Source organism: Sphingomonas sp. PEI4, from assembly GCF_056679955.1.
This window is the reverse complement of sequence record NZ_CM155258.1, coordinates 2,609,206-2,629,319: the sequence shown is the minus strand read 5'-3', so window position 1 is coordinate 2,629,319 and position 20,114 is coordinate 2,609,206. Positions and strand designations below refer to the sequence as shown.

23 protein-coding genes are annotated in these 20,114 nt (G+C 65.3%); 11 read left to right on the top strand and 12 right to left on the bottom strand.

What is annotated here, in order from left to right:
• The gene (locus AC1MLZ_RS12165; RefSeq protein ID WP_480958692.1) at positions 1-1,854 is read left to right on the top strand and encodes an AsmA family protein; all 1,854 of its coding nucleotides are present in this window, start codon (positions 1-3) and stop codon (positions 1,852-1,854) included.
• 80 nt (positions 1,855-1,934) lie between these two features.
• Here AC1MLZ_RS12165 and AC1MLZ_RS12160 read toward each other — a convergent pair whose 3' ends face one another.
• The 10 genes from AC1MLZ_RS12160 to AC1MLZ_RS12115 form a co-directional block, all read right to left on the bottom strand.
• A complete protein-coding gene (locus AC1MLZ_RS12160; protein ID WP_480958691.1) occupies positions 1,935-2,570 on the bottom strand; it encodes a cell wall hydrolase in 636 nt (211 codons plus the stop codon).
• Positions 2,571-2,722: 152 nt separating this feature from the next.
• Positions 2,723-3,049 (bottom strand): DUF1491 family protein, encoded by a 327-nt coding sequence (locus AC1MLZ_RS12155; protein ID WP_480958690.1) that lies wholly within the window; start codon positions 3,047-3,049, stop codon positions 2,723-2,725.
• Complete coding sequence (locus AC1MLZ_RS12150; RefSeq protein WP_480958689.1) at positions 3,046-3,513, bottom strand: PaaI family thioesterase; 468 nt, start codon at positions 3,511-3,513, stop codon at positions 3,046-3,048. Before AC1MLZ_RS12150 ends, AC1MLZ_RS12155 begins: the two co-directional genes overlap by 4 nt.
• Before the next feature lie 44 nt (positions 3,514-3,557).
• On the bottom strand, positions 3,558-4,025 hold the full coding sequence (locus AC1MLZ_RS12145) for a PTS sugar transporter subunit IIA (RefSeq protein ID WP_480958688.1): 468 nt from the start codon (positions 4,023-4,025) through the stop codon (positions 3,558-3,560).
• A 101-nt stretch (positions 4,026-4,126) separates the two neighbouring features.
• On the bottom strand, positions 4,127-4,726 hold the full coding sequence (hpf, locus tag AC1MLZ_RS12140; RefSeq protein WP_480958687.1) for a ribosome hibernation-promoting factor, HPF/YfiA family: 600 nt from the start codon (positions 4,724-4,726) through the stop codon (positions 4,127-4,129).
• Positions 4,727-4,787: 61 nt separating this feature from the next.
• Positions 4,788-5,486 carry a DNA polymerase III subunit epsilon gene (gene dnaQ / locus AC1MLZ_RS12135; protein ID WP_480958686.1) on the bottom strand — a complete coding sequence of 233 codons (699 nt, stop codon included), beginning with the start codon at positions 5,484-5,486 and terminating at the stop codon, positions 4,788-4,790.
• Between the two features lie 15 nt (positions 5,487-5,501).
• Entirely contained in the window at positions 5,502-6,077 is a 576-nt protein-coding gene (gene coaE / locus AC1MLZ_RS12130; RefSeq protein ID WP_480958685.1) for a dephospho-CoA kinase, read from the bottom strand.
• Positions 6,074-6,886 (bottom strand): shikimate dehydrogenase family protein, encoded by an 813-nt coding sequence (locus AC1MLZ_RS12125; protein ID WP_480958684.1) that lies wholly within the window; start codon positions 6,884-6,886, stop codon positions 6,074-6,076. Before AC1MLZ_RS12125 ends, coaE begins: the two co-directional genes overlap by 4 nt.
• A 230-nt stretch (positions 6,887-7,116) precedes the next feature.
• Entirely contained in the window at positions 7,117-7,707 is a 591-nt protein-coding gene (locus AC1MLZ_RS12120) for a Maf family protein (RefSeq protein WP_480958683.1), read from the bottom strand.
• On the bottom strand, positions 7,704-8,537 hold the full coding sequence (locus AC1MLZ_RS12115) for a pyruvate, water dikinase regulatory protein (protein WP_480958682.1): 834 nt from the start codon (positions 8,535-8,537) through the stop codon (positions 7,704-7,706). The genes AC1MLZ_RS12120 and AC1MLZ_RS12115 overlap by 4 nt, the downstream gene beginning before the upstream one ends.
• Positions 8,538-8,955: 418 nt before the next feature.
• Between AC1MLZ_RS12115 and hemE the strand changes: the two genes are divergently transcribed.
• The 4 genes from hemE (at position 8,956) to AC1MLZ_RS12095 (ending at position 12,857) form a co-directional block, all read left to right on the top strand.
• Positions 8,956-9,915 carry a uroporphyrinogen decarboxylase gene (hemE, locus tag AC1MLZ_RS12110; protein WP_480958681.1) on the top strand — a complete coding sequence of 320 codons (960 nt, stop codon included), beginning with the start codon at positions 8,956-8,958 and terminating at the stop codon, positions 9,913-9,915.
• Positions 9,912-10,373 (top strand): CopD family protein, encoded by a 462-nt coding sequence (locus tag AC1MLZ_RS12105; RefSeq protein WP_480958680.1) that lies wholly within the window; start codon positions 9,912-9,914, stop codon positions 10,371-10,373. Before hemE ends, AC1MLZ_RS12105 begins: the two co-directional genes overlap by 4 nt.
• A gap of 305 nt (positions 10,374-10,678) precedes the next feature.
• A complete protein-coding gene (gene rho / locus AC1MLZ_RS12100) occupies positions 10,679-11,935 on the top strand; it encodes a transcription termination factor Rho (protein ID WP_031395107.1) in 1,257 nt (418 codons plus the stop codon).
• Between the two features lie 202 nt (positions 11,936-12,137).
• A complete protein-coding gene (locus tag AC1MLZ_RS12095) occupies positions 12,138-12,857 on the top strand; it encodes a TerC family protein (RefSeq protein WP_480961538.1) in 720 nt (239 codons plus the stop codon).
• A gap of 203 nt (positions 12,858-13,060) precedes the next feature.
• Here AC1MLZ_RS12095 and AC1MLZ_RS12090 read toward each other — a convergent pair whose 3' ends face one another.
• On the bottom strand, positions 13,061-13,762 hold the full coding sequence (locus AC1MLZ_RS12090; protein WP_480958679.1) for a dienelactone hydrolase family protein: 702 nt from the start codon (positions 13,760-13,762) through the stop codon (positions 13,061-13,063).
• Entirely contained in the window at positions 13,759-14,232 is a 474-nt protein-coding gene (locus tag AC1MLZ_RS12085) for a methylated-DNA--[protein]-cysteine S-methyltransferase (protein ID WP_480958678.1), read from the bottom strand. Before AC1MLZ_RS12085 ends, AC1MLZ_RS12090 begins: the two co-directional genes overlap by 4 nt.
• Before the next feature lie 56 nt (positions 14,233-14,288).
• Here AC1MLZ_RS12085 and AC1MLZ_RS12080 point away from each other — a divergent pair, with 56 nt between their 5' ends.
• Genes AC1MLZ_RS12080 through AC1MLZ_RS12055 form a run of 6 tightly spaced genes read left to right on the top strand, consistent with a single transcriptional unit; the run spans position 14,289 to position 19,989 of the window.
• Positions 14,289-14,525 (top strand): DUF6489 family protein, encoded by a 237-nt coding sequence (locus AC1MLZ_RS12080; protein ID WP_480958677.1) that lies wholly within the window; start codon positions 14,289-14,291, stop codon positions 14,523-14,525.
• Positions 14,526-14,532: 7 nt separating this feature from the next.
• A complete protein-coding gene (mnmE, locus tag AC1MLZ_RS12075) occupies positions 14,533-15,810 on the top strand; it encodes a tRNA uridine-5-carboxymethylaminomethyl(34) synthesis GTPase MnmE (RefSeq protein ID WP_480958676.1) in 1,278 nt (425 codons plus the stop codon).
• Between the two features lie 54 nt (positions 15,811-15,864).
• Positions 15,865-17,700, top strand: coding sequence for a tRNA uridine-5-carboxymethylaminomethyl(34) synthesis enzyme MnmG (gene mnmG, locus AC1MLZ_RS12070; protein WP_480958675.1), 1,836 nt, complete (start codon positions 15,865-15,867; stop codon positions 17,698-17,700).
• Positions 17,697-18,317 (top strand): 16S rRNA (guanine(527)-N(7))-methyltransferase RsmG, encoded by a 621-nt coding sequence (gene rsmG / locus AC1MLZ_RS12065; protein ID WP_480958674.1) that lies wholly within the window; start codon positions 17,697-17,699, stop codon positions 18,315-18,317. The genes mnmG and rsmG overlap by 4 nt, the downstream gene beginning before the upstream one ends.
• Positions 18,314-19,096, top strand: a complete 783-nt coding sequence (locus AC1MLZ_RS12060; protein WP_055874932.1) for a ParA family protein — start codon at positions 18,314-18,316, stop codon at positions 19,094-19,096. Before rsmG ends, AC1MLZ_RS12060 begins: the two co-directional genes overlap by 4 nt.
• Positions 19,093-19,989, top strand: a complete 897-nt coding sequence (locus tag AC1MLZ_RS12055) for a ParB/RepB/Spo0J family partition protein (RefSeq protein ID WP_480958673.1) — start codon at positions 19,093-19,095, stop codon at positions 19,987-19,989. Before AC1MLZ_RS12060 ends, AC1MLZ_RS12055 begins: the two co-directional genes overlap by 4 nt.
• Positions 19,990-20,114 lie beyond the last annotated feature (125 nt).

Sequence of the window (20,114 nt, the reverse complement as noted above, 5' to 3'; positions counted from 1 at the left end):
ATGACATGGGCCGCTAAGCGCTGGGTGAAAGTCACCGGCATCGTCGTTGTGGCCGTGATGGCTACGGTGATAATCGGGCTTGCAGTATTTCCCTGGGGATCGCTGAAAGGCGTGATCGAACGCCAGCTGACCGCACGCTTCGGCCGCCCCGTGACGATCGGAGGGATCGAGCGGGTCGACGGGTTCGGCTTCTCGCCGACGATCCGTATCACGCAGGTCCGCATTCCTCAGGCGACATGGGCCGGAAGCGGCGATTTCGTCCGGTTGCGCGAGGCAGAGGCGACCTTCTCCGCGCTGTCGCTGTTGAAGGGCGGGTTCGGGCCGCGCGACGTGAAGGCGTCCGGGCTGTACTTGGCGCTGGTACGTGACAAGCAGGGACGGACCAACTGGGAGCGTCCGGGCGAGGCCAAGGGCGGCGGCAGTTCGAACGACCTGCAGGGGCTCGTCATTCGCGACAGTGTGATCTCGTACCGCGATGCCAAGCAGGGGCGGCAGGTAATCGCACGGTTCTCGTCCGATCCGGTTTCGGGCATCCGCGCAAACGGCACCGGGACCGTGCGGGGGGCGGCGGTGCGGATAGCGGTTGCGGGGCCGTCGATCGAGCGATCGCTGGACAAGCCGTGGCCGTTCACCGCGTCGATCGACGGCGATGCGCTGTCGATCTCGGCGAAGGGCGTGATGGACCGGCCGCTCGATACCGACGCGATGACGCTCGACGTGACGGCACGCGCGACCGACCTGAAGCTGATCGATGCGGTGATCGAGGCAGGGCTGTTCCGGACGCAGCCGGTGTCGTTCAACGCGCACGTCCGCCATGATTCCCCGAGATGGGCGATCACGCAGCTGGAGGGCGTCGTCGGGCGGTCCGATTTTGCCGGATATGTCACGGTCGACAAGCGGGATGGCCGCAGCAAGGTGAACGGCGACATCGTGTCGCGCCAGTTCGATTTCGCGGACCTGTCGTCGGACGAGGCGCAGGCGAAGGGCGCGGCGTTGGAGCGTGCGATCGGGCCGAGGCTGGTGCCGAATACGCGGATCGATATCGGCAAGATCGACACCACCGACGCGGCATTCGGATTCCGCATCCAGCATATCGTCGCCGCGAAGGGCAAGTCGCCGATCGTGTCCGCCGAGGGACGGATCGCGATCGATCACCAGTTGCTGACGCTCGACCGGCTGATTGCGAGACTGCCGCAGGGGACCGTTTCCGGCAAGATCACCGTCGACCAGCGGGGCGATCGTAAGACGCCGACCATGGCGATCGACCTGCGGTTACGCGGCAGCAGCGTGCAGGCGCTGGCGGGCGGGCACGGCGACTTCAGCGGGAATGTGAGCGCGCGAGTACGGTTGAAGGGACCGGGCGAGACGATCCGGGCCGCCGTCGGGAATGCCGATGGCAGCATCGGGTTCGTCGCGCAGGACGGGCAATTGCCGCAGGGGATCGCCGCCGCACTGGGGTTCGATGCGGCGCGCGCGTTGCTGGCAAAGGACAGCGACCGCGCAGGGCTGCGCTGCGTGGTGGTGAAACTCGACGTGACGCAGGGGCGGGGGCGGGTCGATCCGATGATCGTCGATACCACCGCCAGCCAGTTGCACGGGCAGGGGAGCGTCGTGTTCCCGGCCGAAGCGATCGACATCCGGCTGAGCGGCGCGCCTAAGCAGCACGCGCTGCTGCAACTGCCGGGGTCGGCGTACATGACAGGCACGATCCAGCAGCCGCATGTGACGATCCCGCCAGAGGTGAAATCGGTGGGGAATGTCTTCAAGGCGATCGGGCGGGCGATCACCGGCAAGCAGGGTCCGACGGCTAGCGATGCGGATTGTGCGGGGTTGGCGGCGCGGGTCCTGCGATAGGCTGAGACGTCGCCGGATACGAAAAACCCCGCCCCGCGGATTGCGGGACGGGGTCGGACTTCAGCAATACCTCAGGGATATCAGCGGTAGAAGACGTGGTTGCCGATCGAGGCGACCTTGATCGCGCGGACACTGGGGCGGCGATCGGGGGTGTTGAAGTACAGCGCCTTGTCGGCAGGGCTGTTCCACGCATCGGCGAGTGCGACCTTGGCAACCGCGATCGCGGTGCGATAGGCGGTACCGGCGTTGATGGTGGGGATGCGGCCACCGCGGACGAAGCTGAACTGGCCGCGCTGCTTGACGACGGCGCAGACGTCGGCGGGGAAACGACCTGACTTGGCGCGATTGATGATGACTTCGGCGACCGCGAGCTGGCCGGTCAGCGGCTCACCCTTGGACTCGAAATAGATCGCACCGGCAAGGCACTGGAGCGCGTCGTCGGCGGCGGCGCTATCCTGCGCAGCAACGGCCTGGGCGAGCGTGTCGAATTCTTCTTCCTCGGCAGGAGCGATCGGCTCGACGGCTGCAACAATGGTTGCGGCGGGAGCGACCTGCGGAACATTCTGCGGGGAAAGCGCGTTTAGATTTGCGAGAGCAGTGAGATTGGTTGTCGAGCGATCGATGCCAGTGGCCTGACCGGGAGCGCTGTTGCCGAGCAGGCCGGCGAGGGAAAACGTCATGACCGCGATCGTCGCAGCCCGCTGAAGAATCGTCATTCAAACTTATTCAGGTGCGGTTGGACCGCGGTTCGTTCGTCAAAGACGATCGCCCGAGCATCCCCCCGACTGCGTAATCGATCCGGATCGCACCCGCATCGACACAACGCCAATCAATGATGCAATTCCCCTCTATTGGGGGGGCTTTCGAGTCAATCGTCGAGGATCGTTTCAGCGGCGAACCGTTCCGCCGCTGCGATGTCCACCTCGATCACCCATAGATCCGGGTCGCGTGCACGACGGCGACGCCAATATCCGTCGAGGTCTTCGGGCGGGGTGGAACCGATCAGCGCGGTCCGTCCGTTGGGTCCGATTCCGCGTTCCAGCAGGCGGGGGGGGGCGCCTTTATCGATCGCGATGACCAGGATCGCACCGCCTTGCGGGTCGCCTTTCGCCATCACCGCACCGAAACCCCCGGCATCGTTGACGCGCCGCAACAGGGCGCTCACGAGGACTCCACTGGGCAGGCGGCCGCTCATGCTGCGCTGCGGTATCCGGGAAGGCCCGCGAGTGCGATCCGCGAGCGCATGAAGGTGCCGGTGCCGCGTGCGGCCTCTTCGCCATCGGCGTCGATCAGGCGCGCATCCGCAACGAACACGCGTCGCTTGCCGCTGATCCAGCGTCCCTCGGCGATGACGGGGCCGACCTTCAGCGGGCGCGTGAGCAACAGGTTGAACGCGGTGGTGAGCAGGAAACGATCGGTCACCAGGCTGTTGCAGGCGTAGAAGGCGGCATCGTCGAGCATCTTGAAGTAGCTCGTGCCATGCGCCGCGCCGCCGGCATGATAATGGCGTTCGTCGATCGTGAAATGGATACGCGCGACCCCGGCTTCGGGGATTTCCAGCGCGGAGTCGAAGAAGCGGTTGATCGGGGCTTGGGCGTAGAGGGATTCCAGCGCGCGGAAATGTGCGTCTGCGCCTGCTGTGTTTGGGATGTCAGACATGCAGGCGCCGCCTGAAGCCCGCGCGGGCGGGGACGGCGTGGGAATCACGCAGCATCGCGGACCTCGTCGGCGGTGAACAACGCGTAGATCGCGTCGGGCGATCCGCCGCCGCGCAGTTTCTCCAGGAACGCCTTGTCGCGCAGTCGGCGCGAGACGCGGGCGAGGGCCTTCAAATGCACCGCGCCGGCATCGGTAGGGGATAGCAGCATGAAGACCAGATCGACGGGCAGGTCGTCGACCGCCTGGAAATCCACCGGCTGCGCCAGCCGCGCGAAGACACCCGTTACCTGAGCAAGGCCTTCGAGCTTGGCATGGGGAATCGCGACGCCGCCGCCGAACCCGGTCGAGCCGAGCTTCTCACGCGCGGCCAGGCGGTCTGCGATCATCTTGGGGTCGGCCTCGGTCAGATCCGACGCGACCGTGGCGAGATGCTGGAACACCGCCTTCTTGTTGGTGGCGATGACGTCCGTCTGCACTGCGTCGGGACGCAACAAATCGCTAAAATCGGTCATGGTCTTCATGTGTCTCAAGCGCCCCCGCGCGCGTCCGCCTTAGCGGGTTGCGCGGGGGCGTAAAGGCGCGGCCGTGAGACCTGCGCCTTTATGGACCCTTATTACTGAGGAGGGGAGGCCGCTGCCCGCTGTGGCTCGACCCAGCCGATCGTGCCGTCGCCGCGGCGATAGACCATGTTGTGCGCGCCGGTGCCTGCATTCATGAACAGCAACGCGGCGGTGTTGCGCAGATCGAGCATCATCACCGCATCGGATACGGTGGCCTCGGGGATGTCGACGCGCGTTTCGGCGATGATCAGCGGTGCGTCGGCAACGTCGTCCTCCTCGACGCTTTCCTGGAACAGCGTATAGCCGGCGTTATCGTAGCCGTTGCTCTCGGCGATCGCGACCGCTTCGCCGGCGTGGCGATCCTTCAGGCGGCGCATGTAACGGCGGAGTTGGGTTTCGATCCTGGCGGCGGCACCGTCAAAGGCGGCGCGGGCGTCATAGGCGTCGCCATGCCCCTTGAGCACGAGACCCTTCATCACGTGCGCGATGATATCACACTGGAAGCCGGCGTCGTGCGGCCCCTTGCCGAACGTGACCTCTGCGGAAATGGCGCGCGAGAAATATTTGTCGGCGATACCCTGGAGTCGGTCTTCCACATGGCTGTTCAGTGCTTCGCCAGTGTCAACCTGATGACCAGAAATCCGGATATCCATGTTCGTCTCCTTGTCGACGTTACAGTCTTCGGGCGGTCCTGTTGGCTCCACCCTGCCAGCGTCATCCGGACGCCACGGCCCCCCAAATCGGATCCTTGATCCCCTTCATAAACGCCGCATGCGCCGCAAGGTCTCCCTCGCTCACCGCGAAAATCCGTGGTGGGCGAACGACCCGAGGCGCCTGTGCGACGATCGGAGTCGAGGCGCTGCTGCCGGTGTCGCTGAGCAGGCCGAGACCGAGGCCGATCTGGCGACCGCCCATCAGCTCGACATAGACTTGTGCGAGCAACTGCGCGTCGAGCAGCGCGCCGTGCAGCACGCGGTGGCTGCGATCGATCCCGAACCTCGAGCAGAGCGCGTCGAGCGAATGCTTGGCGCCCGGATGGCGGCTGCGCGCGATCTGCAGCGTATCGACCATCCGCTTCATGTGGATGATCTGGCGCCCACACTTGGTCAGCTCGCCGTTGAGGAACGAGAAGTCGAAGCCGGCATTGTGCGCGATCATCGGTGCGTCGCCGACGAATTCGAGCAGGTCCTCGACCGCGTCTGCGAACTTGGGCTTGTCGGACAGGAACGCCTGGCTGAGCCCGTGAACGTTGAACGCCTCGACCGGCATGTCGCGTTCGGGATGATAATAAGCGTGGAAGGTGCGGCCGGTCTCGACCCGGTTGAACATCTCGACGCAGCCGATTTCGACCATGCGGTCGCCACCGGAAAAACTGAGGCCGGTGGTTTCGGTATCGAAGACGATCTCACGCATCCTGATGGTATCGGCTCAGATTTCCAATGACGCAAGCACCGCCCGGACTTGCGCACGTGTTTCGTCGAAGCTCGTGTCGGTGCGGATGACGTGATCCGCGCGGGCGCGTTTTTCCGCGTCGGGAGTCTGGCGAGCGAGGATCGCGGCGAACTTCTCCGCAGTCATGCCGAGGCGAGCGAGGACGCGGGCGCGCTGGACGTCGGGGGCGGCGGAGACGACCACGATGAGGTCGACGTTGTGGTCGCCGCCGGTCTCGAACAGCAGGGGGACGTCGAACACGACTCGCTTGCCAGTGTGCCGGGCGAGGAAAGCGGCACGCTCTTCGCCGACCGCCGGGTGGACGATAGCTTCGAGTCGCTTGATTGCCGCGTCGTCCCCGAACACTGCTGCGCCGAGTTTGGCACGGTCGACTGCGCCGGCGATGGTGGTGCCGGGGAAGGCGGCCTCGATCGCGGGGACCAGCCGGCCGCCGACGCCTTGCAGCCGGTGGACGGTAGCGTCGGCATCGAACACGGGCACGGCTTCGTCGGCGAACATCGCGGCGACGGCGGATTTGCCCATTCCGATCGAGCCGGTGAGGCCGATGATCATTTGGTCAGCAATGCGCGAAGTTCTTCGTCACGGTCGCGCGGTGGTTCCACGTGGAACAATATCTCGAACGCGACGGCGGCTTGGGCGATCAGCATTTCCAGGCCGTCTACGGTTTCGAGGTCTCTCGCTTGAGCAGCCTTGAGCAAACCGGTCTCAAGCGGAGAGTAGACGATGTCGTAGACCAGCGAGTCGGGGTCGAGTGCACCGAGGTCGATGTCGAGCGGCGGCTGACCCGCCATGCCGAGCACGCTGGCGTTGACGAGCAATCGCGAAGGCGGGGCGGCGGGGCCGATCGGGAGCGCCTGGCCCTTGAGCCCAAAGGTCGACAGCAACGCCGCGCCCTTGAGCGGATTGCGGTTGAGGACCGTCACCGGACCGACTCCCATGCGCGACAATGCAAACAGGATCGCGCGTGCTGCGCCGCCAGCGCCGATCACCGTCACGGGCTGGCCGGCAATATCGAGGTCGTCGATCGGCGCCCAGAATCCGGCGGCGTCGGTGTTGGTGCCGATGCAGTCGCCCGCCTGGTTGCGGAACACCGTGTTGATCGCGCCGATCGAACCACGCACGTCGCCGGGATCGGAGACGTGATCGAGCGCGGCGAGCTTATGCGGCATCGTGATGTTGCACCCGCGCCAGGCGGGGTCGGCTTTCCGCTCGGCGAAATAGGCGGGGAGTTCGTCGAAGGTCACGAGCTTGTGGCGGTATTCCGCGTCGATCCCGAGCGCGTCGAGCCACAAGCCGTGGATCAGCGGCGATTTCGACTGTGCGATCGGATCGCCGATCACTTCTGCATAAGGGCGGGTCATTCGAAGCTCCATGTTTCCCCGTGAAGTTGGGAATCCAGTCTGGGCACCCGAACTCGGTTTAGTCCAACGCGCGCGCAATGGCATCGCCAACTTCTCGTCATCCCAGCGAAAGCTGGGATCTCCCCGTTTGGCGGACTTCATCTGCCCTGTGGGATACCCCAGCTTTCGCTGGGGTGACGGACTTTGGGGCGGGTGACCGAAAAAGGCGAGGGCGACGGACGGGGCGAGAGCTAGGCCAGCAACTCGCCCCGCACGCGGAGGAAATCGAGAACGTTGAGCAGTGGCATGCCGAGTACCGTGAACTGACTCCCCTCGATCTTGGCGAACAGCTGCGCGCCAGGGCCTTCGATCCGGTAGCAGCCGACGCATCCGGAGATCGCAGGCCATTCCGCATCGAGATACGTCTCGATGAACGCGTCCGACAGCGGGCGGACGTGCATCTTGGCCCGTTCGACATGACGCCAGACCGCCTGGCCGTTCTCGGCGATCACCGCAGCGCTCCACAGGTCGTGACGCTTCCCCGACATCAGCCGAAGATGCGCTGCCGCGTCGGCTCGATCGATCGGCTTGTCGAGAATACTGCCGTCTTCCAACGCGACCAGCGAGTCGCTGCCGAGGACGAGATAGCCTGGCATCCGCGCCGACACCTTCAGGGCCTTCAATTCCGCCAGCGCATCGGCGAGATCGCGCGGCGACAGGTCGCGCAATGCCGCCTTCGCCGCATCCTCGTCGACACCGGCGAAAGTCGCCTCGAACGGCACGCCCGCCGCCGTCAGCATCGCCCGACGCGACGCGCTTTGCGAGGCGAGGATCAGGCTCATGCCTCGACCTTCGCGGCATCGTCGCTGCGGCGCTGGTTGCACAAGGCGATGATCGCGGCCGCGGTTTCCTCGATCGAACGACGCGTGACGTCGATCACCGGCCAGCCATTGTCAGCGAACATCCGCCGCGCAAAGGCCAGTTCGCGCATCACCGCTTCCTCCTCGACATAGGAGGTGTCGGGCTGCTGGTTGAGCGACAGCAGACGGTTGCGGCGGACTTGGATCAGTCGATCGGCGCTGGTCGTCAGGCCGACGATCAGCGGGTTCTTCAGGCCATACAGGATCTTTGGCGGCGGGCTCTCGACGACGATCGGGATGTTCGCAGCCTTGTAGCCGCGGTTGGCGAGATAGATTGAGGTCGGCGTCTTCGACGAACGCGACACGCCCGCGAGGACGATATCGGCCTCCTCCCATTCCTCCCACGCGATCCCGTCGTCATGCGCGATCGTCCACTGGATCGCATCGACGCGTGCGAAATACGCCGCATCGAGGACGTGCTGGCGGCCCGGCCGCGCCTTTGCCTGCTGTCCGAGCAAGCCGGAAAGCGCATCGTTGACGGGGTCGAGCGGCGCTACTGCGGGCAGTCCAAGCGCGAGGCAACGCTGCTCCAGGATACGCCGTGTCGCGGGGTTCACCAGCGTGAACACCACCAGCCCAGGGTTCTGCGCGATCTCCTGGAGGATGCGTTCGAGATGCGCTTCGGTCCGCACCATCGGCCAGAAATGACGCACCGTCTCGACGTCATCATATTGCGCCAGCGCCGCCTTCGCGATGTTCTCCAGCGTCTCGCCGGTCGAATCCGACAACAGATGAAGGTGGAGCCGCATCATCGGCGTTTTGTCCCCAGGAAGTGGGCCCCTGAGCGTGGATCTGTGGATAACATGGGGAGAAGGGCTAGCGTAACTCGTCCCCCTCGCCAAGCGACGGGTGTGCCGTGGATAACACCGATTCTATCCACACCCCCGCGCACAGGGGCGAATTTTATCCACAGGCTGTGGGTAACGGGGAGCCTTGAATCGAATCAGCGCGTTTGTGGGCGTGCCGAGGGGTCAAGCTGTTGGCATTTCCGTGATCACCGCATAAGTCCCGGGTTCAACCGCCCAACCACTGCAACAACCTATTTCTAGAATCTTCTTATAGTAGAAGAAGGGTGCTCCGCTGACCGATCCGACCTCCAACTCGCCTCCCCTAAAGCCTCTTCTGGCGACCCTTCGCGGTGAGCGGCAGGCGATCCCGCCGCTGTGGCTTATGCGGCAGGCGGGGCGGTACCTTCCCGAATACCGCGAGCTTCGTGCCGAAAAGGGTGGCTTCCTCGCGCTCGCGACCGATCCCGACGCGGCGGCCAAGGTGACGCTCCAACCGATCCGCCGGTTCGGATTCGACGGCTCGATCCTGTTCTCGGACATCCTGATGATCCCGTGGGCGCTAGGCCAGGATTTGAGCTTCGGGATCGGTGAGGGGCCTCGGCTTGAGCCGGCGCTGGTCGACCATGCGCTAGATCGGTTGCAGCCGGTCATGGGGCGACTGGAGCCGGTCTACGGCACCGTCGCAAAGGTTGCCGCAGCCTTGCCGCCCGAGACGACGTTCCTGGGCTTTGCAGGCTCTCCCTGGACGGTTGCGACCTATATGGTGGCGGGGAAGGGGAGCAAGGATCAGTCCGAGACGCGGCGATTTGCCTATGCCGACCCAGCGGCGTTCGGCGCGATCATCGATGCGATCGCCGACAATACCGTGGAGTATCTCGCGCGGCAGATCGAGGCCGGCGTCGACGTCGTGCAGTTGTTCGACAGCTGGTCGGGGTCGCTCTCGCCTGCACAGTTCGAGCGATGGGTGATCGCGCCGACCGCGTCGATCGTCGAGCGCCTGCATGCGCGCTGCCCCGGCGTACCGATCATCGGCTTTCCGAAGGGGGCAGGGGGCAAGCTGCCGGCTTACGCGCGGGAGACGGGTGTCGATGCGGTCGGGCTGGATGAGACCGTCGATCCGGTCTGGGCACACGCGTCCTTGCCTGCGGCTATGCCGGTGCAGGGTAATCTCGATCCGCTGGCGTTGATCGCGGGCGGGGCGGATCTCGATGTCGCGATCGACCGGATACTGGCGGCGTTCGTCGAGCGTCCGCACGTCTTCAACCTCGGCCACGGCATCCTGCCCGACACGCCGATCGCGCATGTCGAGCAGCTGATTGCCCGCGTAAGGAGCACGACATGAGCGGTTTTCTTGGGAGCACGTATGACTGGGTGAAGGCGGCGCATCTGATCTTCGTGATCTTCTGGATGGCGGGGCTGTTCATGCTGCCGCGCTACCTCGTGTATCACCAGGAGGCGTTGGCCGCCGGCAATGCGGGCGAGGCGGCGAACTGGGTCGAGCGCGAGGGCAAGATCCGCCACATCATCCTGACGCCGGCAATGATCGTCGTCTGGGTGCTGGGGATCGCGCTGGCGTTGAACCTCGGGCTTGCGGACGGTGCGCCGGGACTTGGGTGGCTACATGCGAAGCTTCTGCTGGTGGTGTTGCTGTCGGGTTATCACGGCTGGGCGGTCGGCTATGCGAAGAAGCTCGCCGCAGGGAAGCCGACGCTGACCGGCAAGCAGTTGCGGATGCTCAACGAGGTGCCTGCGGTGACGGTGACGCTGATCGTGGTGCTCGTGATCGTGAAGCCGTTCTAAGGCACGTCCGTCATGCCGGACTTGTTCCGGCATCCACCGTTCGGCGTACTCGATAGTCTTGAGAATGCGGGACCGTGGACCCCGGAACAAGTCCGGGGTGACGGAGCAGGTGGGTCGAGGTGCGAACCTTAACGTGACGAGCGTCCCCGCTTGACTAACCGCGCCCCCAATTCTACCTCTTTCCCAACGCGGCCTCCTGGCGTCCTGCCCGGTCGTGTCCTGCCAGCTTCGTCTCGCCCAGTTTCGCTTCCCAAGCGTACCCGCCGACCAAGCTATTGCCCGTTGATTGCTATCCGGAAATCCCCATGCATCTCAAAGACCTGAAGAAGAAGAAACCCGCCGAGTTGGTCCAGCTGGCCGAGGAACTGGGGGTCGAGAGCGCCTCGACGCTGCGCAAGCAGGACCTGCTGTTCGCGATCCTGAAGGTCCAAGCGGACAATGGCGATCAGATCATGGGCCTCGGCACGATCGAAGTCCTGCCCGACGGCTTCGGCTTCCTGCGCAGCCCGGAGTCGAATTATCTCGCCGGCCCCGACGACATCTACATCTCGCCGAACCAAGTGCGGAAGTTCGGTCTGCGCACTGGCGACACGGTCGAGGGCGAAATCCGCGGACCGAAGGATGGCGAGCGCTATTTCTCGCTGGTGAAGCTCACGGCCGTCAATTTCGACGACCCCGACGTCGTCCGCCACCGCGTCAATTTCGACAACCTCACGCCGCTCTATCCCGAGAGCAAGCTGACGCTCGATCCCGCCGACCCGACCGTCAAGGACAAGTCGGCGCGCGTGATCGATATTGTCTCGCCGCAGGGCAAGGGTCAGCGCACGCTGATCGTCGCGCCGCCGCGCGTCGGCAAGACCGTCATGTTGCAGAACATGGCCAAGGCGATCACCGACAACCACCCCGAGGTGTTCCTGATCGTCCTGCTGATCGACGAGCGTCCCGAGGAAGTCACCGACATGCAGCGCAGCGTGAAGGGCGAGGTGGTCAGCTCGACCTTCGACGAACCCGCGCAGCGCCACGTGCAGGTCGCCGAAATGGTGATCGAAAAGGCCAAGCGCCTGGTCGAGCACAAGAAGGACGTGGTGATCCTGCTCGATTCGATCACGCGTCTCGGCCGTGCCTACAACACCGTCGTGCCGTCGTCGGGCAAGGTCCTGACCGGTGGTGTCGACGCGAACGCGTTGCAGCGTCCGAAGCGCTTCTTCGGTGCCGCGCGCAACATCGAGGAGGGCGGTTCGCTCTCGATCATCGCCACCGCGCTGATCGACACGGGCAGCCGCATGGACGAGGTGATCTTCGAGGAGTTCAAGGGCACCGGCAACTCGGAAATCGTGCTCGATCGCAAGGTCGCGGACAAGCGCATCTTCCCGGCGCTCGACGTCGGCAAGTCGGGTACCCGCAAGGAAGAGCTGCTGGTCGACAAGGCCAAGCTCTCCAAGATGTGGGTCCTGCGCCGCATCCTGATGCAGATGGGCACGATCGACGCGATGGAGTTCCTGCTCGACAAGATGAAGGATTCGAAGACCAACGAGAATTTCTTCGACAGCATGAATCAATAACCGGATGCGGCCTGCGCCAAGCTGGCGCAGGACTCGTACCGGTTCGGCCGGCGGGGCAGGGCCCCGACCGACGACATGGGCTTTGCCCATGTCCGCCAAGAAGACCCAAAACGGCACGCGAGAGCATGGCTTTCGCGTGCCGTTTCGCTATTAATCACGGCATAATCCGTCACCGGGAGCTGACATCTTGAGTATCATCGCCATGCTGGCCACCGCCGCATCGGGAGTCGCCGGACCCGGCTCGCCGCTGGAGATCTGGCAGCACATCGTCGCCGACTTCTCGAACCTCGGCGATCCGAAGGCCTTGGCCGCGTTCGGATCGGTCCTGATGATCGACCTCGTCCTCGCGGGCGACAACGCGATCGTCGTCGGTGCTCTCGCCGCCGGGCTTCCGGCAGACCAGCGCAAGAAGGTCATCCTGATCGGCATCGGCGCGGCGCTCGTCCTGCGCATCTTCTTCGCATTGATCGTGACGTGGCTGATGGGCATCGTCGGGCTGATCTTTGCGGGCGGCCTGCTGCTGCTGTGGGTCTGCTGGAAATTCTGGCGCGAAATCCGCGAGGGCGCGCAGAACGCAGGATCCGAGGAAATCGAGGGCGACGAGCGCTCGGGTCTCCGGTCGTCGAAGGGCTTTGCCAGCGCGGCCTGGGCGGTTGCCGTCGCCGACGTCTCGATGAGCCTCGACAACGTCCTGGCGGTCGCAGGCGCGGCACGCGAGCATCCCGGCATCCTGGTCATCGGCCTGCTGCTGTCGGTCGCGATGATGGGCCTCGCCGCGAACTATATCGCGCGCGTCATCAACCGCTATCGCTGGATCGCGTATATCGGCCTTGCAGTGATCCTCGTGGTCGCGGTGAAGATGATCTACGAAGGCTGGGTCGGCACCGGCGACACGCTGGGGATCATCACCCTGCTGCGCTGATCGCGTTGCGCTGAGATAGGAAAAAGGCCTCGCCGGTATCGTCCGGCGAGGCCTTTTTCATGTCCGCCGTGAGCACTCCCGCATGCCGGGCTCGTTCCGGCATCCACCGCTCCGCACGCTCGATAGTCGTGAATTCGCGGAACCCTGGACCCGGAACAAGGCTCTCCTGAGCGTGCCGAAGGGTCCGGGGTGACGATGAGAGGTTAGCCCAGGTTCTCAGCAAAGAACTTGGCGGTCCGCTCGTCCGCCAGCTTGGCTGCGGCATCCGAACGTCGCTCCCCGAACTCGGTCGCGAAGCCGTGATCCTCGCCCGCGTAATCGTAGATCGTCACCTTCGGATGATCGTCGAGCCCGGCATGCATCGCCGCCTGCGCAGCCTTGTCGACGAAGTGATCCTCCTCCGGCACATGCAACAGCACCGGATGCGCGATCGCGTGCTTCTCGCCCAGCAGACCGTCGATCCCCACGCCGTAATAGCCGACGCTCGCATCGACGTCGGTCCGCGCCGCGGTCATGAATGCGAGCCGTCCGCCGAGGCAGTAGCCGACCACGCCGACCTTACCGCTATCGCCGAGCTCGGCACGCGCGGCGCGGATCGTGGCCTCGATATCGGCGATGCCCTTGTCCTGGTCGAACTGGCCCATCAGTTCGAGCGCGCGATCGAACTCCGGCTTGATGTCCGGATCGAGCTCGATGCCGCGCTCGAGACGCCAGAACAAGTCGGGCGCGATCGCCAGATAGCCGGCCTCGGCGAGCGTATCGCACTTGCGACGGATGCCCGCATTCACGCCGAAGATTTCCTGGATCACGACGATCGAGGCCTTGGGCGTCCCCGCCGGAATCGCGCGATAGGCATGAAAATCGCCGGCGCCATCGAGCGTCGCGATGGTGGTCGTGTTGGTCATAACAATCCTCCTGGCGGCCGCTCGTGATCGAGCAGCCTGGATTTGGTGATGGGGCCGTTGCCCGCGGAATACGCACCAAGCGCCCCGCCGGCTCCAAGGATTCGGTGGCAGGGGACGACGATCGGAAACGGATTGCGCGCGCACGCCTGGCCGATCGCGCGCGGGCTGGACCCGATCGCTTTCGCGAGCGCCCCGTAACTCGCGGTCTCGCCGTACGCGATGTCGACGATCCCCTGCCGCAGGACTGCGCCGCGTTCGGTAGGCGAGGGGGCCAGCGGTAGGTCGAACGCCTTCAGTCGCCCGGCGAAATACGCTTCGATCTGTCGAAGCGCCTCCCGGATCGCCGGCACATCGCTTGCCGCCACATCGCCCGTTGCGAGAATCTCGATCGCGTCGATGCAGTCCGCGGAGCCGGTCACGCGGACCAGTCCGATTGGCGTTGCGATCGAGGCTGCATCGCGCGCATACATCACCAAGCTATGCAGCGCGCGGATGGGCGGCTCAAGCGCCATCTGGGACGCGGTACATGAAGATGAATATCGAGATCGAATGCACCCCGGAGGAAGCCCGCCGCGCGGTCGGGCTGCCGGACCTGACGCCGATCCACGATCGCTATGTTGCGATGATGATGGAGGCGATCCCGGATGGCCAGATGAAGCCGGAGATGCTCGAATCGATGATGCGCGGGTGGCAGCCGATGGGCGAGGCGGGGATGGCGATGTGGAAGCGGATGTTCGACACCGCGACGAAGACGGGCGGCTGAGTTCCACGTGAAGACCATCTTCGCGGTATCGAGCGGGCGTCCGCCCGCGGCGATCGCCGTCGTTCGGGTGAGCGGCCCGCACGCGTTCGCGGCGGCCGAAGCGCTGGCGGGCCCCTTGCCGGCGCCGCGCCATGCTAGTCTCCGGGGTCTGCGCGACGCCGATGGGGCGTTGCTCGATCGTGCGCTGGTCATCGTGTTTCCGGGACCAACGACGGCGACCGGCGAAGACTTGGTCGAGTTCCACTGTCACGGTGGTCGCGCGGTGATCGCTGCGGTCGAGCGTGTGCTGTCGGCCAGGCCCGATCTGCGGCATGCCGAGCCGGGCGAGTTCACCCGCCGTGCACTGACCAACGGCCGCATAGATTTGACCGAGGCCGAGGGGCTTGCCGATCTTCTCGAAGCGGAGACCGAGAGCCAGCGTGTCGCTGCTATGACCGCGGCGGAAGGTCGCGTAAGTCAGGCGGTCCGCGGCTGGATGGACTCGGTTGCGGTGCTGTCCGCGCGGATCGAGGCGATGCTCGACTTCGCCGACGAAGACGACGTGGCGAGCGATATTGCGGCGTTCGACGCGATCGTCGTGGAGATCGGTATGATCGCCGCGGAGATCGAGGGCGTCGTCGAGGCCCCGCCGGTCGAGCGCCTGAAGGACGGTCTTCGCGTCGTCATCGGCGGTCCGCCCAACAGCGGCAAGTCGACTCTGCTCAACCTGCTCGGCGAACGCGACGCGGCGATCGTCTCGTCGATCTCGGGAACGACGCGCGACCGGATCGACGTGCCGGTGATGCGCGATGGCGTCGCCTATGTTTTGACCGACACCGCCGGACTGACCGACACGCTCGACCCGATCGAAGCGATCGGCGTCACGCGCGCCGAGGGAGCGCTCGCCGGCGCGGACATCGTGCTTTGGCTGGCAGACACCGCACCACCGCGCGCCGACGCGATCTGGGTGCACGCGCGCGCCGACTTGCCGGGCAGGGGAGGATTGCCGGCTGGTCGGACGCTAGCCATCGCGCAGAGAGATCGCGGTTCGCTCGATCGGCTCTGGTTCGAGCTCCATCAGCGGGCCACCGCCATGCTACCCCGCGGCGACGGCATTGCGCTCAAGCAGCATCAGCGTCGTCAATGTTCGCTCGCGGTCGAAGCCCTTCGATACCGTAGTTCAGACCCGTTGCTCATCGCCGAGCATCTGCGCCAGGCCCGCGCGATCCTCGCCAGCGTCCTTGGGCTCGACGCTACCGGCGAGATGCTGGATGCGCTGTTTGGGCGGTTCTGTATCGGCAAGTGATGTTCCACGTGGAACATCTTTGACGCATTCGCTCTGTCGCTCTAGGGCGATGGCATGTTCGATGTAGTGGTGGTTGGCGGTGGCCATGCCGGAACCGAGGCCGCAGCCGCGGCGGCGCGCAGGGGCGCGCGTACTGCGCTCGTGTCGTTCGACGCGACGCATATTGGTGCGATGTCGTGCAATCCGGCGATTGGTGGACTCGGCAAGGGTCACATGGTGCGCGAGGTAGACGCCTTCGACGGCCTGATCGGACGCGCCGCCGATGCTGCCGCAATCCACTACCGGATGCTCAACCGCAGCAAGGGATCGGCGGTGCAGGGGCCTCGGGTCCAGGCGGACCGCCGACTCTATTCCGGTGCGATCCAGGCGATGCTTGCGGCCACGGAAGGGCTCTCGATCATCGAGGGCGAGGCGACGGCGCTGCACTTCGACGGCGATCGCGTGGCGGGCGTCGTGCTAGCGGATGGCTCGATCGTGGCGGCACGGGCCGTCGTGCTGGCGACCGGCACGTTCCTTGGCGGACGTATCTTCCGGGGTGACGATCGCGAGGAAGGGGGAAGAATCGGCGAGCGTGCCGCCAAGCCACTCGCCGACCAGTTGCGCGCGCGAAACCTGCCGATGGCGCGACTGAAGACGGGGACGCCACCTCGGCTCGACGGCCGGACGATCGACTGGGGGGCGCTCGCGGAGCAGCCATCGGACCTCGATCCGTGGACGATGTCGCCGATGACCCGCACGCGTCCGCTCCCCCAGATTGCGTGTGCAATCACCCGCACGACTGACCGGACGCATATGATCATCCGCGAGGCGTTCCACCGGTCGCCGCTGTTCACCGGCGCAATCGAAGCGGCGGGGCCGCGCTATTGTCCGTCGATCGAGGACAAGGTGCATCGGTTTGGAGACCGCGATGGCCATCAGGTCTTTCTCGAACCGGAGGGGCTCGACGACGCGACGGTCTATCCGAACGGCCTGTCGACATCGCTTCCGGTCGAGGTCCAGGCCGAGATGCTCGCCAGCATTCCCGGCCTTGAACGCGTTGCAATGACGATGCCCGGCTATGCGGTCGAGTATGATTATATCGACCCGCGTGCGCTCGATACGCGACTGGCACTCGGCGCGATCGAGGGCGTATTCTGCGCGGGGCAGATCAATGGCACGACCGGCTATGAGGAAGCGGCGGGGCAGGGGCTCGTCGCTGGGCTCAACGCTGCGGCGTATGCGCGCGATTTGGCGCCGGTGATTCTCGATCGTGCCTCGAGCTACCTTGGCGTCATGATCGATGATCTGACACTGCAAGGCGTGACCGAACCCTATCGGATGCTGACGGCACGCGCGGAGTTTCGCCTGTCGTTGCGTGCGGACAATGCCGAGACGCGGTTAGGTGGGACCGCTAAGGCGGCCGGGTGTCTTGGACCTGAGCGGCTCGCGCACCAGCGCACGCTTGCCGAGTATCGGACTCGTTTCCGATCGGCGCTCAACTGCGAGCGGACCGCGACCGAAGTGGCCGATCAGGGCGTCGCGATCGGTCGGGACGGTGCGCGACGAACAGCGTTCGATTGGCTCCGGTTCGAAGGCGTGACGCTCGCGCATGTCGCGCCGGATGCTGCGGCGGGTATTCCAGCAACGGTCGTTGACGAAGTGTTAGAGGACGCGCGCTACGCTCCCTATATCGAGCGGCAGGCGCAAGAGGTCGCGCGGCTGCGGGCCGACGAGGCGATCCGCTTGCCGGAAGACCTTGCCTATGACCGCGTGCCGGGCCTGTCGAACGAGATGATCGACCGCCTCAGCGCCGCTCGGCCGACCTCGTTGGCGGCGGCGGCGCGGGTGCGGGGGATCACGCCGGCCGCGTTGTCGGCGGTATTATTACATACGAAACGAGTGCCAGCATGACCGAAGACGAAGCGCTAAACTGGACTACGGAGCGGTTCGGCGCGGAGGCTACCGAGCGGCTCGCCGCGTTCGTGGCGATGGTCGTCGAGGAAGCGGCGCATCAGAACCTGATCGCGCCGTCGACGATCCCGACGATCTGGGACCGGCATGTGGTAGACTCGCTCCAACTGGTTGCACTTGCGGGCGCAGACAGTTCGGCGAAGCGCTGGCTCGATATCGGCACCGGCGGAGGCTTTCCCGGTATGGTCGTAGCGTTGGTGCGCGAGGGGCCGGTTGATCTCGTCGAGCCCAGGCGACGGCGTGCGGATTTCCTCCAGCTTTGCGTTGCTCGGCTTGGTCTTGGCGATCAGGTGCGCGTCCATGCCTCGAAAGTCGAGAATGCGACCGCGGATGCGTCGATTATTTCCGCCCGCGCGGTCGCATCGTTGCAAAACCTTTTGCGTGGCGCGGCGCACTGCGCCACAACGGAGACGCGGTGGTTGCTTCCTCGGGGGCGTTTCGACGAGGAAGATCTGACCGCGCTCAAGCAGCATTGGCGGTTTATGTTCCACGTGGAACAAAGCGTCACGAACCCGGAGTCGTCAATCGTAGTTCTGGATCGGGTAAGCACGCGATGATCACCATCGCGGTCGCCAATCAAAAGGGTGGGGTGGGCAAGACCACCAGCGCCATCAATCTCGCGACCGCGCTGGCAGCGACGGGCATGCGCGTGCTGCTGGTCGATCTCGATCCGCAGGGCAACGCATCGACAGGTCTCGGCATCGGTCATTCGCAACGCGAGCGATCAAGCTACGACGTGCTGGTCGGGGAGACGTCGATCGAGGAGGCGGTGGTGCATACGCGCGTGCCGCGGCTCGACATCGTTCCCGCGACGGTCGATCTGTCGGGGGCCGAGATCGAGCTGGTCGACTTCGATGCGCGCACGCACCGGCTCGATCGCGCGGTGAAGGCGGCGCAAGGGCCGTGGGATATCGCGCTGATCGATTGCCCGCCGTCGCTCGGGCTGCTGACGATCAACGCGATGGTCGCGGCGGACTCGCTGCTCGTGCCGCTGCAATGCGAGTTTTTCGCGCTTGAAGGGTTGTCGCAATTGTTGAGTACGGTCGAGCGGATTCGCCAGCGATTCAATCCGGGTCTGTCGATCCTGGGGGTGGCGCTGACGATGTTCGATCGGCGGAACCGGCTGACCGACCAGGTATCGGCGGACGTTCGCGCGGTGCTGGGAAAGGTCGTGTTCGAGACGGTGATCCCGCGCAACGTGCGGCTTTCCGAAGCACCGAGCCACGGGCTGCCCGCGCTGATCTACGACCACCGCTGCTCGGGCTCGCAGGCGTATATCGCACTGGCGCGTGAGTTGATCGGCCGGCTTCCCGCAACAGCGCAGGCGGCGGCATGAGCGAAGGTAACAAACGCGGTCGTCCGGGGCTGGGCAGGGGTCTCAATGCGCTACTCGGCGAGATGGCGCGCGAGACGCCGGTATCGGCCGATGGTGCGGCGCAGCAATCGTCGGGCGTGCGGATGCTGCCGGTCAGTTCGCTGTCGCCGCATCCCGATCAGCCGCGGCGGCACTTCGACGAGGCGATGCTCGACGAGCTGGCCGCCTCGATCGCGTCACGTGGGCTGATCCAGCCAATCGTCGTTCGGCCGCATGGGCATGACTACCAGATCGTCGCGGGCGAGCGCCGCTGGCGGGCGGCGCAGCGTGCGCGGTTGCATGAGGTGCCGGTCGTCGTCCGCGACTTCGACGATGCCGAGACGCTCGAGATCGCGCTGATCGAGAACATCCAGCGCGAGGACCTCAACGCGATCGAAGAGGCCCAAGCGTATCAGCGGCTGGCCGGCGAGTACGGGCATACGCAGGAGGTGCTCGCCAAGATCGTCCACAAGTCGCGCAGTCATGTCGCGAACCTGCTGCGGCTGCTGGAACTGCCGGCGCAGGTGCAGTCGCAGGTCATCGATGGATCGCTCTCGATGGGGCATGCGCGGGCTTTGCTGGGATCGCCGGACGTCGAAACGCTGGCTGATCAGGTCGTGTCGCGCGGGCTGTCGGTGCGCGAGACCGAGAAGCTGGCGCGGGATGCCAAGCCCGGGCGGAGCCGGAGCGGCAAGCGAGCCGAGCCTCGGATTCCGGACGCGGATATTGCGGCGCTGGAGCGGCAACTGGCGGATCTGCTCGGGCTGCAGGTCCGGGTTGCGCATACCGAGACTGGGGGGACGTTGACGCTCAGTTATTCGACGTTGGACCAGCTCGATATGGTCTGTCAGCGGCTGACGGGTGGGGCGATCTAGCGATGCGGCGTACTGTCCTTCGAGCGCGCTCAGGACGGATACTGAAGGACGAACGGAGAAGGGAAGCGCACTAATCTCCGTCATCCCGGCGGAAGCCGGGACCCACGGTTACGGTGCGCTTCATG